Source organism: Tepidimonas taiwanensis (genome assembly GCF_020162115.1).
Lineage (GTDB): Bacteria > Pseudomonadota > Gammaproteobacteria > Burkholderiales > Burkholderiaceae_C > Tepidimonas > Tepidimonas taiwanensis.
Genome location: NZ_CP083911.1, coordinates 651,823 through 667,559 on the forward strand (window position 1 = coordinate 651,823; position 15,737 = coordinate 667,559).

15 protein-coding genes are annotated in these 15,737 nt (G+C 67.0%); 12 read left to right on the plus strand and 3 right to left on the minus strand.

Annotation, left to right across the window (positions count from 1 at the left end; all coding sequences use genetic code 11):
* Nucleotides 1-84: 84 nt before the first annotated feature.
* Together LCC91_RS03035 and LCC91_RS03040 are read right to left on the minus strand one after the other, a co-directional pair.
* The gene (locus LCC91_RS03035) at nt 85-729 is read right to left on the minus strand and encodes a hypothetical protein (RefSeq protein ID WP_143897955.1); all 645 of its coding nucleotides are present in this window, start codon (nt 727-729) and stop codon (nt 85-87) included.
* 303 nt (nt 730-1,032) lie between these two features.
* On the minus strand, nt 1,033-2,112 hold the full coding sequence (locus LCC91_RS03040; RefSeq protein WP_043703101.1) for a Fe(3+) ABC transporter substrate-binding protein: 1,080 nt from the start codon (nt 2,110-2,112) through the stop codon (nt 1,033-1,035).
* 105 nt (nt 2,113-2,217) lie between these two features.
* Between LCC91_RS03040 and LCC91_RS03045 the strand changes: the two genes are divergently transcribed.
* On the plus strand, nt 2,218-3,225 hold the full coding sequence (locus LCC91_RS03045; RefSeq protein ID WP_390612132.1) for a patatin-like phospholipase family protein: 1,008 nt from the start codon (nt 2,218-2,220) through the stop codon (nt 3,223-3,225).
* A gap of 128 nt (nt 3,226-3,353) precedes the next feature.
* Here the strand turns inward: LCC91_RS03045 and LCC91_RS03050 are convergent, their stop codons facing one another.
* A complete protein-coding gene (locus LCC91_RS03050) occupies nt 3,354-3,929 on the minus strand; it encodes a phasin family protein (protein WP_058616230.1) in 576 nt (191 codons plus the stop codon).
* Nucleotides 3,930-4,191: 262 nt separating this feature from the next.
* On the opposite strand from LCC91_RS03050, the gene LCC91_RS03055 reads away from it, so the two are divergent.
* The 11 genes from LCC91_RS03055 (at nt 4,192) to LCC91_RS03105 (ending at nt 15,736) form a co-directional block, all read left to right on the plus strand.
* Nucleotides 4,192-5,166, plus strand: a complete 975-nt coding sequence (locus tag LCC91_RS03055) for a histone deacetylase family protein (RefSeq protein ID WP_058616229.1) — start codon at nt 4,192-4,194, stop codon at nt 5,164-5,166.
* The gene (locus tag LCC91_RS03060) at nt 5,163-5,618 is read left to right on the plus strand and encodes an acyl-CoA thioesterase (RefSeq protein ID WP_224441003.1); all 456 of its coding nucleotides are present in this window, start codon (nt 5,163-5,165) and stop codon (nt 5,616-5,618) included. Before LCC91_RS03055 ends, LCC91_RS03060 begins: the two co-directional genes overlap by 4 nt.
* A complete protein-coding gene (locus LCC91_RS03065) occupies nt 5,615-6,394 on the plus strand; it encodes a nitroreductase (protein WP_143897953.1) in 780 nt (259 codons plus the stop codon). Before LCC91_RS03060 ends, LCC91_RS03065 begins: the two co-directional genes overlap by 4 nt.
* Before the next feature lie 17 nt (nt 6,395-6,411).
* Nucleotides 6,412-6,840, plus strand: a complete 429-nt coding sequence (locus LCC91_RS03070; RefSeq protein ID WP_143897951.1) for an SAM-dependent methyltransferase — start codon at nt 6,412-6,414, stop codon at nt 6,838-6,840.
* Entirely contained in the window at nt 6,827-8,152 is a 1,326-nt protein-coding gene (locus LCC91_RS03075; RefSeq protein ID WP_043702081.1) for a KGGVGR-motif variant AAA ATPase, read from the plus strand. The genes LCC91_RS03070 and LCC91_RS03075 overlap by 14 nt, the downstream gene beginning before the upstream one ends.
* On the plus strand, nt 8,149-9,564 hold the full coding sequence (locus LCC91_RS03080; RefSeq protein ID WP_224441004.1) for a hypothetical protein: 1,416 nt from the start codon (nt 8,149-8,151) through the stop codon (nt 9,562-9,564). Before LCC91_RS03075 ends, LCC91_RS03080 begins: the two co-directional genes overlap by 4 nt.
* A gap of 312 nt (nt 9,565-9,876) precedes the next feature.
* Nucleotides 9,877-10,881, plus strand: a complete 1,005-nt coding sequence (locus tag LCC91_RS03085) for a 2-hydroxyacid dehydrogenase (RefSeq protein WP_058616580.1) — start codon at nt 9,877-9,879, stop codon at nt 10,879-10,881.
* 241 nt (nt 10,882-11,122) lie between these two features.
* Nucleotides 11,123-13,399 carry a hydrogen gas-evolving membrane-bound hydrogenase subunit E gene (gene mbhE / locus LCC91_RS03090; protein WP_052231436.1) on the plus strand — a complete coding sequence of 759 codons (2,277 nt, stop codon included), beginning with the start codon at nt 11,123-11,125 and terminating at the stop codon, nt 13,397-13,399.
* Nucleotides 13,396-13,851, plus strand: a complete 456-nt coding sequence (locus LCC91_RS03095) for an MnhB domain-containing protein (protein ID WP_043699473.1) — start codon at nt 13,396-13,398, stop codon at nt 13,849-13,851. Before mbhE ends, LCC91_RS03095 begins: the two co-directional genes overlap by 4 nt.
* Nucleotides 13,848-14,285 carry a sodium:proton antiporter gene (locus LCC91_RS03100; RefSeq protein WP_043699476.1) on the plus strand — a complete coding sequence of 146 codons (438 nt, stop codon included), beginning with the start codon at nt 13,848-13,850 and terminating at the stop codon, nt 14,283-14,285. Before LCC91_RS03095 ends, LCC91_RS03100 begins: the two co-directional genes overlap by 4 nt.
* Complete coding sequence (locus LCC91_RS03105; RefSeq protein ID WP_043699479.1) at nt 14,282-15,736, plus strand: proton-conducting transporter transmembrane domain-containing protein; 1,455 nt, start codon at nt 14,282-14,284, stop codon at nt 15,734-15,736. The genes LCC91_RS03100 and LCC91_RS03105 overlap by 4 nt, the downstream gene beginning before the upstream one ends.
* The last annotated feature ends 1 nt before the right edge of the window (nt 15,737 follow it).

Consider the following 15,737-nt stretch of genomic DNA (forward strand, 5'->3'; position numbering starts at 1 on the left):
AAGGGCGCGCCGCGATATCAGGACGCGCACCCATCGGCGTGCCCGATGGGTCGGCACATGAAGCATTGGGGACGACACGGTGCGTCAGGGTCGGGTTCGGACTTGCGTGCTGGACTTGTCGATTTGCGGGGTATCGTTTGCAAGCCGACTGCTACCGCTGCTTACGAGGTCAACCGACTTCGGCGGCAGGGCGACGGTTTGGATAGTGGCGGTGGCCGGTTTTGCCCAGGAGCGGTTCTGCGTATCCGGCTGGCTGGCCAATGTCATGGGTGCCCGGATATTCTCGGCCACCGTGACGGTGCCCCGGTGGATGCGGTCTTCCACCCCGTCCGGAAACTCGGGGTCGGCGGGTCGGCGCTCCGGTATCACTTCCGTTTCGGTCTCCCCGCCGATGGGGGGGAGGGCTTTTTCGGTGCGCTCGTGGTGCGCATCCTGGGTATCGGTCTCACAGGAGGCCCGCGGTGAAGGGGGCACCGACGGTTCGTCACGTTGGGTGTCCCGCGCCGTCTGCGCCGACGAGGCGAGGGACGGGCAACCCTGTTGGGGAGCACCGGGTTTTGCGACCATCTGGTCAATTTGGCGCCGCAGCGAACGCAACTCCCGTCGCAGCAGCAGCGTGTCCCCGACGGCGAACGAAGCCAGCCCGAAAACGATCCCCCACAGGGGGCCGAGCAACAGCAGCGCGGTGAATGCAACGAGAGTTGTCAAAAAAGCGGGAATTTGTCGCATGGCACTCTGCACTCTCTGTCACGTCCACCTGTCGGACGTCGCGATTGTCGCGGTCAACGCGGGGGGCGCTGGACCGACGGGTTGAACGGCATGCGCCCCTCACAGATCGAGCACCGAGCCCGCGCTTGCGATTATACGACACTTTCTACATAGACGACTCGTTAAACTTTCTCAAAAAAAAGCCCGCCGGAGCCGGCGGGCAGCAAGCACCATGGGGTGCACACTACCAGGAGAGCGTTGCGACGGCGGCGCGGGGTGGGCGTAACGCCTGCGGTGCGCGGCGCCGCGTCGTGGGAAGCGGTGTCACTTGTAGCCCGCGCGATCCAGCATCTGCTGGACCTTGGTCAGGTTTTTCGCGACGACAGACAGCGGGATCGTGTCGGCCTTGAAGTTGTCGCCGCCGATGGCTTTGAGCGCCGGGTTGTCGATCGTCACGCCTTTGGCGGTCGGGAACTCGTTGTTACCGTTGGCAAAGTAGTCCTGCGCGAACGGGCTGGCGAGGAACTCCATGAACTGGATGGCGGCGTCGACGTTCTTGCTGTGGCGCGCGACCGCGGCACCGGCAATGTTGACGTGGGTACCGGTCGTGGCCTGGTTCGGGAAGACCACGCGCACGCGCTCCATCACTTTGCGGTCCTCGGGTTTGTCGGACTTGACCAGCCGCGCGATGTAGTAGCTGTTGGTCAGCGCCACGCCGCACTCGCCACTGGCGACGGCGCGGATCTGGTCCGTGTCGCCCCCCTTGGGCGGGCGCGCCATGTTGGCGACCAGGCCGTTGAGCCACGCCTGGCCTTTTTCGTCACCCAGGCGCTCGATCACGGTGGCAAACAGCGACAGGTTGTACGGGTGCGAGCCCGAGCGCGTGCACAGCAGGCCCTTGAGCTTCGGGTCGGCGAGCTGTTCGTAGGTGGCGACATCCTCGGCCTTGACGCGCAGCGGGTCGTACACGATGACGCGCGCGCGCGTCGAAAAACCGGTCCACGTCACGCCCTCGGGCGTGGGCGCGGCGCGCAGGTGCGCGGGGATGGCGGCGTCGAGCTTGGCGGACTTGATGGGGCGGAACAACCCCTGCGCGTCGGCGACCGCCATGCGCGCCGCGTCGACCAGCAGCACCACATCCGCGGGGGAGGCGGCACCCTCGGCCTTCAGGCGCGCGACAATGCCGGCATCGTCGCCGTCGACGCGTTTGATCTGGATGCCCGTCAACTTGGTGAAGTTTTGGTACATCACCTCGTCGGTCGGGTAGTGGCGCGCCGAGTACAGGTGCAGTACCTTGTCCTGCGCGTTCGCGGGGTTGATGCCGAAGACGGTAGACGACAGGGCCAGCACGGCGAGCGCGGCTTGACTGAGCTGGCGGCGCAGGCGGTTCGGACGAAGCGACATATCAAGACTCCTCAAAGAGAAGAAGGGGGAAGACGCAACGATTGGTCGATCGGGTAGAAGCCATCGGTTGCCTCGATATTACCACAAACGAAAATCATTCTCGTTATGAAAAAATCATCGCGCTTCGTCTCATCGGTCGAGGGCTGGCGTGGTGCCGCCTGGTCGCGTCGCCACTGGATCGGTGGCGGCATGGCATCCGCCCTGGCGGTGGCGCTGTGGGGGTGTGCGACGCCGCCTCCCGAGCCCGTCCCTGGCACGCTACCGCCCGCGGCCCCACCGGAGCCGCCTGCGCCGGTGCCAACGCGGCCGCCCCGGCTGGGCCTGGCGCTGGGGGGCGGTGCCGCGCGCGGTTTTGCCCACATCGGCGTGATCCAGGTGCTAGAGCGCGAGGGTATCCGCCCCGATCTGGTGGTCGGGACGTCGGCTGGATCGCTGGTCGCGGCTCTGTACGCGCACGGCCTGTCGGGTGCGGCGCTGGAGAGGGCCGCGCTGGAGATGGAGGAGGCGATGATCGCCGACTGGACGGTGCCGATCTTCAACCGCGGGCTGCTGCGCGGGGAGGCGCTGGCGCGCTACGTCCACCGCATGGTGCAGGGGCGGCTGATCGAGGCGATGCCGCTGCCGCTGGGGATCCTGGCCACCGACCTCGCGACCGGGCAGCCGGTGCTGTTCCGCCGCGGGGACACGGCCACCGCCGTGCGCGCCTCGAGCGCGGTGCCGGGCGTGTTTTCGCCGGTGTCGATCGCTGGCCGCGCTTATGTGGACGGCGGGCTGGTCGCGCCGGTGCCGGTGGAGCAGGCGCGCGAGATGGGGGCCGAGCTGGTGCTGGCTGTCGACATCAGCAGCCCGCCGGCGCCGCTGGCACAGACCGACCCGGTGCGCGTGCTGCTGCAGACGTTCACGATCATGGGGCAGACGATCAACCGCCACGTGCTGGCGCGCGCCGACGTGGTGGTGCGCCCGGCGCTGGACGGCGTGGCCAGCACCGATTTCGCGGCGCGCGAACGCAGCATCGCCGCAGGCCGCGCGGCGATGCAGGCGGCGCTGCCGCGGCTGCGCGAGCGGCTGCAGGCGCTGCGGAAGCCGCTGGCCGCCGCGCCCAACGGGCGCTGAGACCGGACGGGCCGTCGAGGGGTTGCGCGTCGGCAAAAAAAACCCCGCCGAGCGGCGGGGCTGTGAAGGGTCCCTGAAAGGGATTTCGAAGAGACCCGAGGAGACAACTCGAAGCAAATCGTGGCCGTTCAGGCGGCGCTGCGGCGGCTGCGCGCCCCGGCACGGGGGGCGGGCGTGTTGGCGCGCACCGCCTGTTCGGCGAATTCGGTCATTTTCTGGGCGTTGCTCTCGGCAAGCGCCGACGCCTGCTGCACCGCCCGCTGCACCGTTTCCATCGCCACCGCGGCGGCCTGCACGGCGTTGCGCATCGCCTCCACCGCGGCCTCCGTGCCGGCGGGGGCGTTGCGGGCGATATTGTCGGTCACGGCCTGCACCTTGGCCTGCAGATCGTGCGCCTGCTGCTGGGCCGCCTCGGCGAACGCGCCTTGGGTGCTGGCGGCGATTTCGTACAGCTGGCGGCTGTAAGCGATGGCCTTTTCGGCCAGCGGCTGCAGCAGCGCGGCCTGGCGTTGCAGCAGTTCCTGCGCGTCCTTGGCCGACAGCAGCGCCAGCGTCTGGTCGGCGGCGTCGCGCAGCGCCGCACGTGTGGCCTGGAGATTGAGCTCGACGAGCTTTTCCACCCCCTCCACCGCTTGCCGCGTCAGACCAAACAGTGTCTCGATGTTGGCCTTGTGGGCGGCGGCCAGTTGTTCGGGGGTCAGCATCTCATCCTCCGTCTGTGGTTTGCCTTTGTTGCAATGCAACATTGGCAAAATTGTACCCACATCGCGGGGCGGTTGGCAAGGCCCCGCTGTCGGGTCCCGGTATCGGGGGCAATAGCGGGTCGGGTTGCGGAGTTGGTTGCAGCGCTGGTGCCCGGCGCATGCAGCCGACGCGCCAAGACGCCAGATGCGGGACCGGGGCCCGGAGGTCGGCGACGCGCACCCGGCCATCGCCGGCATCACGGGCATGGCACACTGCCGCGCCATGCAGGTGTTTTATGCCACCCAGTTCGTGCTGCCGCTGCCGCCGGGGCACCGCTTCCCGATGGCGAAGTACGCGCTGCTGCGCGATACGCTGGCCGGCGAGCCCGACATCCGCCTGCAGCAGGCGCCGCCGGCGAGCGACGGCGAGCTCGCACTGGTGCACACCCCGGCTTATATCGACGCGATCGAGCGCGGGACGCTGGCGCCGGCGCTGCAGCGCGAGATCGGTTTTCCGTGGTCGCCGGCGATGGCGGAACGCGCCCGCCGCTCCGTCGGCGCCACGATCCAGGCCTGCCGTGTGGCGCTGGCGGGCGAGGGGGTGGCGGCCAATATCGCCGGTGGCACCCACCATGCCTACGCGCACAAGGGCGGGGGGTTCTGCGTCTTCAACGATGCGGCGGTGGCGGCGCGGCTGATGCAGGCGGAGTGGGCGCGGCGCGGCCCCGGCGCGCGCGCGCGGCCGCTGCAAGTGGCGATCATCGACCTGGACGTGCACCAGGGCAACGGCACGGCCAGCATCTTTCGCGACGACCCGACGGTGTTCACGCTGTCGCTGCACGGGGCGCGCAATTTTCCGTTTCGCAAGGAACCCAGCGACTGCGACGTCGAGCTGCCGGACGGCTGTGGCGACGGGCAGTACCTGGAGGCGCTGGAGTGGGCGCTCGCCGAGCTGGAGCGGCGTTTTGAGCCGGGGTTGGTGATCTACCTGGCCGGCGCCGACCCGCACGAGGGTGACCGGCTGGGGCGGCTCAAGCTCACGGACGACGGCATGGAGGCGCGCGACCGGCGCGTGTTCGAGTGGGCGTGGCAGCGGCGCGTGCCACTCGCGATGGCGATGGCAGGCGGCTACGGGCACGATATCGCCACCACCGTGCGGGTGCAGCGCAACACGTTCCGTGTCGCGCTGGCATACTGGCGGCGCTGGCGTGCGGTGGCACAATCGTCGGCCGACGACGACAGGAGAGCGCCCCCGTGAGCAGCACGCCCCCCGCCGGTTCGCGCCCGCAGCCGTGGCCCCGATCCCACTACCGCGCCTGGCGGCCGATCGGCACGCGCTGGATGGACAACGACCTCTACGGTCACGTCAATAACGTCGTTTATTACAGCTGGTTCGACACGGCGGTCAACGGCTACCTGATCGAGGCCGGCGCGCTCGACATCCACGCGGGCGAGGTGATCGGGCTGGTCGTGGAGACGCAGTGCCACTATTTTGCGTCGCTCGCGTTTCCGCAGCCGGTGGAGGCGGGTCTGCGCGTCGCGCACATCGGCCGCTCCAGCGTGCGCTACGAGGTCGGGATCTTCGCCGCCGGCGCCGCGGAGACGGCCGCGCGCGGGCACTTCGTGCACGTTTATGTCGACCGCGCCAGCCGCCGTCCGGTGGCGGCGCTGCCCACAGCGCTCGCGCGCACCCTGGGGGCTTTGCAATGATTGCGCCGCAAACATCCGATACCCAGGCCGCGTCGGCGGCGGAGCCCCAACTCGATCCGCTGCAGGCGGCGGGGCGTGCGTCGGATCCCGCGCAGGTGGAAGCCGCGATCGTCGGACGCCGCTCGGTGCGGGCGTTTTTGCCGACGCCGGTGCCGCGGCCGCTGATCGAGCGGTTGCTGCGCGTGGCGGCGCGCGCACCGTCGGGCACCAACACGCAGCCGTGGAAGGTGTACGTGCTGCAGGGCCGCGCGCGCGATGAGCTGGTCGCGAAAGTGTGTGCCGCACACGACGCGATCCGTGCCAACCCCGCGCTGGCCGCCGAGTACCAAGAGGCGTACGACTATTACCCGCGCGAGTGGGTCAGCCCCTATATCGACCGCCGGCGCGAAAACGGCTGGGGCCTCTACGGGCTGCTCGGCATCGGCAAGGGCGACAAGGACAAGATGCACGCGCAGCACCAGCGCAACTTCCGCTTCTTCGACGCGCCGGTCGGCTTGATGGTGACGATCGATACGGTAATGGGGCGCGGCTCGCTGGTGGACACGGGGATGTTTTTGCAGAACCTGATGATCGCCGCACGTGCCCACGGGCTCGACACCTGTCCGCAGGCGGCGTGGAACCCCTACGCGCGCATCATCCTGCCGCACATCGGCGCGAGCGAGCGCGAAATGCTGGTGTGCGGGATGGCGCTGGGTTACGCGGATCCGGATGCCGTGGTCAACCGCTTCGTCACGCCGCGCGAGCCGCTGGAGCGCTTCGTGACCTGGGTCGAGTGAGCAAAAGAGGAGATAACGTGCACGTCGATTTTCTCGATGCGCATGAGAGGCATTGGGAGGACGCGGAACGGCTCTTTCGGGCACAGCGCTGGGCGAACGCGGACCATCTCTACGGTTTGGCTGCCGAGTGCGGGCTCAAGCGCTTGATGCTCGCCTTCGGTATGCCGTTCGACACGGCCAATAAGCGGCCCGAAAAAAGGGAAGACCGCGAACACGCCAATGGCATCTGGGCGCGCTTCGAGGCCTACCGCTGCGGCCACCATCGCGGCGCGGGCTATGTCTTGCCTGCCTACAACCTATTTGGCGACTGGAATGTTTCACAACGCTATGCCCATCAATCCCAGTTCGACCAAACTCGGGCACAGGGGCATCAAAGCGGAGCGGCCATCGTGCGTGCACTGGTGAAGAAAGCGCAACGAGAGGGGCTACTGCATGACGACCTTTGACCAGATCCTGCCCGAGGCATCCGCCATCCTCGGTGCGCACCGCGAAGAAATTCAGTCGCTCGATTGGCTGGTGATCAACCGCGACCTCAATGGCCGGGTGCGGTTCATCGTGCCGGAATCCGTCGAACGTGAAGCGTCTGTGCGGATCGTCATCGAGACGATCTACCGGGAATTGGCCGAACGAATCGCGCCGCACGCCTATCCCGTGACCTCGGGCATTTTGTATGAGCCGAGCCGCGATACGGTCTGCATGGGTGCCGCGAGCTACCCGCTGGAGGAATTCGACCGCGTCTGGGTCATCGACCGGCTGGCCACGGAGGGCAACTGGGCCAGCATCGCCCCGGAAGCTCAAGGGTCGCCGCGGGTGGTGTTTTTCTCCATCAAAGGCGGCGTGGGGCGCTCCACCGCGCTGGCGGCCACGGCCTGGAAGCTGGCACAACTGGGCAAACGGGTGCTGGTGCTCGATCTTGACCTGGAATCGCCGGGCTTGTCTACGAGCCTTTTGCCGCCCGAGCGGCAGCCCACCTATGGCATTACCGACTGGTTGGTGGAAGACCTGGTGGACAACGGCGATACCGTGCTGGAGAGCATGATTGCCACCAGCGAGTTGTCGCGGGACGGTGAGATTTACGTCGTGCCAGCCCACGGCGCGAAGCCGGGCGAATACATCGCCAAGCTGGGGCGGGTGTGGATGCCCAAAGTTGGCTCCGACGGCATGCATGAACCGTGGTCCGCTCGTCTACAGCGGTTGTTGCGCACCTTGGAAGAACGCATCCAGCCGGACATCATGTTGATCGACTCGCGCGCCGGGATCGACGAGGTCGCGTCCAGTTGCGTGACCGACCTGGGCGCCAACCTGATCCTGCTCTTTGCGCTAGATGGCAGTCAGACGTGGAACGGGTACCGGATTCTGTTCGATCACTGGCGGCGCGCTGGCGTTGCAGAGCAAATCCGAGAAAGGCTACAGATCGTCGCGGCGCTGGTGCCGGCGCACGCGTCGCCGACAGACTATCTAGCGGCCATGCGCGAGCATGCTTATTATGATCTTTTTCTCTATACCATGTATGACGAGGTCACGGCTGCCGAGACCGATGCCTGGAGTTTTGACCTGGGCAGCGAAGACGCGCCACATCGCCCCTGGGCCGTGCGTTGGCATAGTGGATTCGCAGCGTTGCAGACCTTGCACGGGAGGCTGACAGACATCGACGACGCTGAAATTCGGCACGTCTTCGGCGACCTGATCGGCCGGGTTGTCGCTTATTTTGGGTGGGGCGAAGGCTATCCACAGGTGATAGACGGAGGGACGTTTTGAACCATCAATCGATGCTCGGCGAAGCGCCCGCGCTGCGCGCGGCGATTCTTGCTGCCAAACTAAAAACGGATGATTCTGGCGAGACGCCCGACGCCGCGACGCTCTACGTCCCCCCTTCCCACTTGAAAGCCTTGCGTCTGGATGCCCATGTCATCGTAGGGGGGCGTGGTGTCGGCAAGTCATTCTGGGCTTCGGCTTTGCAATCTGAAGAGCTGCGCCGGTTGTTGGAGGGTGCCGCATCCGACCTGGCTGGCGTTACGGTGCGCCTGGGCTTCGGCGAGAAAGAAAACATCGACGCTTACCCGAATGCCGATGTTTTCACTAAATTCCTCGACCAAGGAGGAGACCCGTACGATCTCTGGCGCGCCGTGATCCTGCGCTGGGTGGCGGAACATTCGGGACACACCATTCCGCGCGACAACTGGTCAGCCACGGCCGCTTGGTTGAAGGAGGAACCTGAGGCGGCGGCGAAACTGATGCAGCAGCGGGGCGACTGGCGAGGCCTGATCGTCTTCGACGCGCTCGATCGCACCAGCAATGTTTGGCAGCGGATGGATGAGATCGTGCGCGGACTGTTGCGTACGGTGCTTTGGCTCAAGTCCTATCAGGGGCTCTATTCCAAAGTCTTTCTCCGCGAAGATCAGGCCGAACGTACCGTATTCAACTTTCCTGACGCCTCCAAACTCACCGCGACCAAGGCCGAACTCACCTGGGCGCGGCATGACCTACATGGGTTGCTCTGGCAGCGCTTGATCAATGCGCGTGACGCCCATGGCGCGCTAATGCGCCGCATCTGTCCGCATGTCCAACAATCCGGTTTTTGGCGCGTGGCCGATGAGATGAAGGTCGAATCCGCAGCGCAACGCAAAGCCTTCGAGTGCTTGGCCGGACCATGGATGGGGCGCGACAAGCGGCGGGGCGTGCCGTACACCTGGTCCGTGAGCCATTTGGCCGATGGTCAGGGGCGCACCTCTCCCCGCTCATTCTTGGCCGCCATTCGGCAGGCGGCGGAAGATTCCGCACATCGTTATCCGGAGCATGAATACGCGCTTCACTACGAAAGCATCAAGCGAGGCATTCAAAAGGCGTCCGAGATCCGTGTGCAGGAGATGGCCGAGGATTACCCGTGGGTGCCAGTCATCCTGTCCGAGCTGACAGGGCTGAATGTTCCGGTCGAATTCGAAATCATCCAAGCAAGATGGGCTGAGAAATTCCCCGGTGGCCCGCAGAGCATCCCCTCCGATCGCTTGCCCGCACAGCATTCGGCCCGCGGATGGGATGGGGTACGAGAAGATCTGCAACGTCTCGGGCTGATCGAAACCAAGCGGGACGGCCGCATCGATATGCCGGATCTGTACCGCGTGGGCTTTGGCCTTGGGCGCAAGGGTGGCGTCAAACCCGCGCGGGTTTGAGCTTTTCCATGACGATTCGTCGCTTTTCTTCGCGCACACGCCGGCTGGATGCCAGTTTCCTGATGTAGCATTTGGCCGGCGCCAAGGGCTACAAGCGCATTGCGGCTATTTCGGGAGATCACGGCTCTCGGGTGACAGTACGGGGTGGCCGTGCGGTCGCGGGTCCAGCTGACATTTGGGGTAAACACACCGAGTACCAACCGAGCTTTTTCCCGCACAACACAACGCTATTTAAACCCTGTTTCATGCGACGTGGGGCGCGCGACATGCGGTGGATCAATTGGCATGAAGCATGAAAGCGGGAGGAGGGACATGGCATCCGAGGCAACGACAGGGCGGCCGGCCGTGCTGGTGGCGCGGGCGGTGTTTCCGGAGACGATCGAGCGGCTGCGCGCGCACTTCGACGTCGAGACGAACGACGCGGACGACGAGTGGTCCCCGGACGAGCTGATCCGCCGCCTGCAGGGCAAGGCGGGCGTGCTGCTGACCGGCACCCAGCGCGTGGACGACGCGCTGCTGCGCGCGTGCCCGACGCTGCGCATCGCGGCGAACATGACGGTGGGCTACAACAATTTCGACGTCGTCGCGATGGACGCGCACGGGGTCGTCGGCACCAACACCCCGGACGTGCTGACCGAGACGACGGCGGATTTCGGCTTCGCGCTGCTGCTGGCGGCGGCGCGCCGCGTCACGGAGAGCGAGCGCTACCTGCGCGCCGGGCGCTGGACGCGCTGGTCGTATGACCTCTTCGCGGGGGCCGAGGTGCATGGCACGACGCTGGGCATCCTCGGCATGGGCCGCATCGGGCAGGCGATCGCGCGGTGCGGCGCGCACGGCTTCGGCATGCGCGTGCTCTACCACAACCGCCACCGGCTGGACGCGGCGATCGAGAACGACTGCCGCGCCACCTGGGTGGACAAGGACACGCTGCTGCGCGAGTCGGATCACCTGGTGCTGGTGCTGCCGTACACCCCGCAGAACCACCACATCATCGGTGCGGCGGAGCTCGCCCGCATGAAGCCGACGGCCGTGCTGGTGAACCTGGCGCGCGGCGGCATCGTCGACGACGCGGCATTGGCCCAGGCGCTGCGCGAGCGGCGCATCGCCGCGGCGGGCTTGGACGTGTTCGAGGGCGAGCCGCATGTGCACCCCGGTTTGCTGGAAGTCCCCAATGTCGTGCTCACGCCCCACATCGCCAGCGCCACCGTGCGCACGCGGCGCGCGATGGCGGATCTGGCCGCGGACAACCTGATCGCCTACCTCACTAAAGGGCGGGCGCTCACGCCGGTGAACCACCCCGCGCAGCGGCGCGGCTGACCGCGGCAGCCGCTTCAGCGACGCTACAGCGGGCGCGGGGCAGATCCGGTCCGGTCGAAGCCGGTCAAGGGGGCCGGTGGCCGGGAATGCGGAACTCCGAAACGGGCGCGGAATCGGTTTCCGATAAGCTATCGAGTCAGGACGGCCGCCGCGATCGGCAGTTGCGGCGGCTCCTCGTTCTCTGCGATCCATCCCGCCCAACATGACGCATCCGCATTCTCACTCGCCGTCCGATGGCGGCATGGGTGTTGCTGAGCGCGCTGCCTTCGTTGCGCTGCCCGCCGCGGCGCTGGCGTGCGTGCTCTGGTTGTTGACCCACCACGAGCTGCCGCTGGCGGAGCGTTGGTCGTGGGTGCCCAGTGCGGGCATCGAGTGGGCGTTTTGGATCGATGGGCTGTCCGCGCTCATGTTGTTGATGATCACCGGTGTCGGGACCGCGGTGTTCGTGTATGCCGGTGGCTACTTGGCGGGGCACCCCCACCAGCGGCGGCTGTACGTGCTGTTGACGCTGTTCATGGTGGCGATGATCGGCTGTGTCACGGCGGACAACCTGATCACGCTGTTTCTTTTTTGGGAAATGACCAGTTTGGTGTCGTTCCTGCTGGTCGGCTTCCATCATGAAGACGCTGCGAGTCGCCGGTCGGCACAACAGGCATTACTGGTCACGGGCAGCGGAGGGTTGGCGCTGCTGGCGGGCTTCATCCTGCTGGGCCAGGCCATGGGGACGACGAGCATCAGCACGATCGTCGCGCAACTGCCACAGGTGCCGCCGTCCACCGGCCTGACGGCGGCGCTGGTGCTGATTGGGGTGGGGGCGTTCACGAAGAGCGCGCAGTTTCCCTTCCACTTTTGGTTGCCCAACGCGATGGCAGCGCCCACCCCGGTGTCGGCCTACCTGCATTCGGCCACGATGGTCAAGCTGGGGGTGTATCTGCTCGCGCGGCTGGATCCTGGCTTCGGCGAGTGGGCGCTGTGGGAGTGGACACTCAAAGCGGTGGGTTCGCTCACGGCGGCCTGGGGGATGGTGCTGGCGCTGCGCGAGCGTGACCTCAAGCGCATTCTCGCGTGGTCCACGGTCGCGACGCTGGGCACGCTGGTCGCGCTCGTCGGGTTGCGTGGTGAGGGGGCCACGGTCGCGGTCGGTGCGCTGCTGCTGGCGCATGCGCTGTACAAGGCCCCGCTCTTTTTTGTGGCGGGCAATGTCGACCATGGCACCGGCACCCGGGTGATCGACCGGCTGGGCAACCTGCGCCACGCGATGCCGTGGACGGCGGCGGCGGCGCTGCTCGCGGGGGCGTCGATGGCGGGCATGCCCATGTCGTTTGGCTACATCGCCAAGGATGCGATCCTGGCGGCCAAGGGGGCCGAAGGGGTGTTTGCCTTCGCGCGGGCGGCCAATACCGTGTTCGGCACCATCGCCGTCGCGGTGGCGGCGGTGGCCGCGATCCGCGTCTTTTGGCGTCATCCGGGGACGAACGAGACGCCTCCTGCGCACGAAGGCGGCGCGGCGCTGGTGCTGCCGCCACTGGTATTGGCGGGCGTCGGGGTCTTGTTGGGGTTGTTCCCTTTCGTCGTGCAGGATCTGATCGCCCAAGCCTCCGTGGCGATGACGCCGGGGACGGAAGCGGTCGTCGTGGCGCTGGCGTTGGAGGTGGGGCCGTCGTTGGTATCGGTGGCGGTGACACTGGCGGCGGGGCTGGGCCTGTTTTTCCTGTGGGATCCGCTGCATCGGTTGTTCGAACGCTTGGCCGTGCGAATGGCCCCGTGGGGGATGGCGGCGCATTACGAACGGGGCCTGCGCGCCATCCCCGCGCTGGCCGCGGCTGCCACGCGCGGTCTGCAGCACGGTCGCCTGCCCGGCTATGGGGTGACGATGCTGGCGGTGGTGGCGGCCGCCGTGGGGGGGGTACTGTGGTTCGGCACCGGGGCGTGGACGTGGCCGCAGTGGGTACCGCCGGGATGGGGGTTTGCCGGGGCGTGTGCACTGGTCGTCGCCGGAGCGGTGCTGGCGCTGTGGCCGCGCGATCGCCTGGTTTTGCTGCTGGCCGCGGGGCTGGTGGGCTACGGCAGCGCGATCATTTTCCTGTTTGCCGGGGCACCCGATGTGGCGATGACGCAGTTCGTCGTGGAGTCGGTTTTCGTGATCGTCGTGGCCTCGGTGTTGCTCAAGCTGCGCCGCTGGGGCTACGGGCAAGGGTTGGCCGCACCGCAGCCGTGGCGCTGGCGGGCGTCGGTGGCGGTTGTGCTGGGTTTGGCAGTGGCGGCATGGCTGCTGGTGAGCGTGGCGGTGCCGTTCGATCCCACGCTGTCGGCATTTTTTTCCGCGCATAGCGTGCCCGATGCCCAGGGACGCAACGTCGTCAACGTGATCCTGGTCGATTTCCGTGCGCTGGATACGCTGGGGGAAATCTCGGTGGTGATGCTGTCGTTGCTGGCGGCGTGGCCGCTGTTGCGTTCGATCAAGGCGAGGGACCGCGGCCACTCGCAGGCGGGTTCGGCAGCGGAGGAGGTGCGATGAAAACGCGCTCGGTCATCCTGGACGTGGTGTCCGGCCCTTTGTATTGGCTGATGCTGGCCGCGTCGGTGTGGGTGTTGCTGCGCGGGCACAACGAGCCCGGTGGCGGCTTCATCGGGGGGTTGCTGGCCGCTGCGGCATCGGTGTTGTGGTCGGTGGCGCGGGGCAGCGATGCCGCGCGGCGGCGGCTGCCCTTGGCGTCGCCGCTTCGGCTGGCGACGGTGGGCGTGGCCGTAGCGGCGCTTGCCGGGGTGCCCGCGTGGGGTCGGGGTGAGGTCTATCTAACCCACCTGTGGGCCACGCTCGGTTGGGGGGCGCTCACGCTGCCGGTATCGACCGTCCTGCTGTTCGATCTCGGGGTGTACTTGTCGGTCTGGGGGGCGCTGGCCGGTTACGCGTTGGCGCTGCTGGAGCTCAGCGGTGTGCGCGATACGGCGCAAGGAGGGGAATCGTGATCTGGGTATTGGCTGTCGCGGTGGGGGTTTCGATCGCGGCAGGGGCCTATCTGGCGTTGTCGCGGGATCTGTTTCGCGCCGTGGTTGGACTGGCGATTCTGGGCAGCGCCGTCAACCTGGCCCTGTTCGCCTCGGGGCGTTTGGGGCCCACCGCCCCGGCGGTCGTGCTGCCGGGCGAGACGGTGCTGCACGAGGCCGCCAATCCGCTGCCGCAAGCCCTGGTCCTGACGGCCATCGTGATCGGCTTTGCGCTGATGTGTTTTTCGCTGGCACTCGTGCTGCGCTTGATACAGCGCGTCGACACCGATGACGTGCTCGCGCTGCGGGACGCGGAGCCGGTGCCGACCGATGCCATCAAACCGCCGCGGGCAGATCCGGCGACGCAGCCGACGTGGCCACCCACGGGCGGCAGTGCCGAGGGAGGGCGGGTGTGAGTGCGCTGGCCATCTCTCCCGTGCTGGTGCCGCTGGCCACCGTCGTGGCCACGGCGTTGACCGCACAGCGGCCCCGCTTGCAGCAGGTCCTCAGTTTGGGTGGGGTTGCGGTCTTGTTGGCCTGTGCCTTGGCGCTGCTGACCCGGGCGGCAGCGGACCAGCCTATCGAGGCGGTGTTTGGCGGCTGGGGCGAGCCATTCGGGATTGCCTTCGTTATCGACCGGGTCGGGGCGGCGCTGGTGGTGATCACCGCGATCATGGGTCTGGCGGCGCTGCTGTTTTTGCTGAGTGACGCCGACACCCAGCCGCGCCACCCCCTGCTACTGCCGCTGATGCATGGGGTGCTCGTCGGTGTCGGCGGGGCGTTTGCCACGGCCGATTTATTCAATTTGTACGTGTGGTTCGAGGTGATGTTGATCTGCGCGCTGGGGCTGTTCGCCATCGGCGGGCGCACCGACCAGCTCGACGCCACGTTCAAATATTTCGTGCTCAATTTGTTGGGCACGCTGCTGCTGCTGATGGCGGTGGGGATGGTGTACGCGGTGACGGGACACCTCAATTACGGGGCGATCGCGCAGGCGCTGCCGGGCGCGGCCCCTTGGCCCACTGCGCTGGCCTTCACCGGGCTGCTGCTCGCGTTTTTGATCAAGGCGGGGGCGTTTCCGCTGTTCGCGTGGTTGCCGGCGTCGTATCACACACTGCCCGCGCCGGTGCTGGCGCTGTTTGCCGCGCTGCTGACCAAGGTGGGGGTCTACGCGGTGTTGCGGACGCTCGCGGGTATTTTCGTCACCGCGCCCGCGCTGCTGTTCGAGGTGCTGGGTTGGATTGCCGTGGCCACGATGCTCTTTGGCGTGCTAGGGGCGGCTTACCACTGGGACATGCGGCGGATCCTGGCGTTTCACATCATCAGCCAGATCGGCTACATCCTGCTCGGCGTCGCGCTGGCCAGCGAGGCCGGGCAGGCGGCCTCGCTTTTCTACACGCTGCACCATATCGTCGTGAAGGCCAACCTCTTTTTGATCGCGGCGATGGTCTGGCGCCTCACCGGCAGCTATGACTTGCGCGACATCGGCGGCCTGTATCGCCATCGCCCAGCGTTGGGCGTGCTGTTTTTGATCCCGGCGCTGTCGTTGGTGGGAATTCCGCCGCTGTCCGGGTTCTGGGCCAAGCTGTGGGTGCTGCAAGAGGCCCTGGCGCAGGGGCGCGTGGCGTGGACCGTGGCGGCGCTGTTGGTGAGCGTGCTGACGCTGTACTCGATGATGAAAATTTGGATGGAAGCGTTCTGGAAACCGCATCCGCAGCCGTCATGGCAGCCACCCGCAGGGGCAGACCTGAGGGCCGCCTGGGCGGTGACGGTGGGGTTGGCGCTGATCACACTGGCCATCGGCGCCTACCCGGAGGCGCTGCTCGCTTACAGCCTGGCGGCCGCCGAAACCTTGGGGGGACGTTGAC

Bases quoted from the DNA above. Each gene is read 5' to 3' on its own strand.
- LCC91_RS03035 (WP_143897955.1), bottom strand. From the start codon at position 729: ATGCGACAAATTCCCGCTTTTTTGACAACTCTCGTTGCATTCACCGCG.
- LCC91_RS03040 (WP_043703101.1), bottom strand. From the start codon at position 2,112: ATGTCGCTTCGTCCGAACCGCCTGCGCCGCCAGCTCAGTCAAGCCGCG.
- LCC91_RS03045 (WP_390612132.1), top strand. From the start codon at position 2,218: ATGAAAAAATCATCGCGCTTCGTCTCATCGGTCGAGGGCTGGCGTGGT.
- LCC91_RS03050 (WP_058616230.1), bottom strand. From the start codon at position 3,929: ATGCTGACCCCCGAACAACTGGCCGCCGCCCACAAGGCCAACATCGAG.
- LCC91_RS03055 (WP_058616229.1), top strand. From the start codon at position 4,192: ATGCAGGTGTTTTATGCCACCCAGTTCGTGCTGCCGCTGCCGCCGGGG.
- LCC91_RS03065 (WP_143897953.1), top strand. From the start codon at position 5,615: ATGATTGCGCCGCAAACATCCGATACCCAGGCCGCGTCGGCGGCGGAG.
- LCC91_RS03075 (WP_043702081.1), top strand. From the start codon at position 6,827: ATGACGACCTTTGACCAGATCCTGCCCGAGGCATCCGCCATCCTCGGT.
- LCC91_RS03085 (WP_058616580.1), top strand. From the start codon at position 9,877: ATGGCATCCGAGGCAACGACAGGGCGGCCGGCCGTGCTGGTGGCGCGG.
- mbhE (WP_052231436.1), top strand. From the start codon at position 11,123: ATGGGTGTTGCTGAGCGCGCTGCCTTCGTTGCGCTGCCCGCCGCGGCG.
- LCC91_RS03095 (WP_043699473.1), top strand. From the start codon at position 13,396: ATGAAAACGCGCTCGGTCATCCTGGACGTGGTGTCCGGCCCTTTGTAT.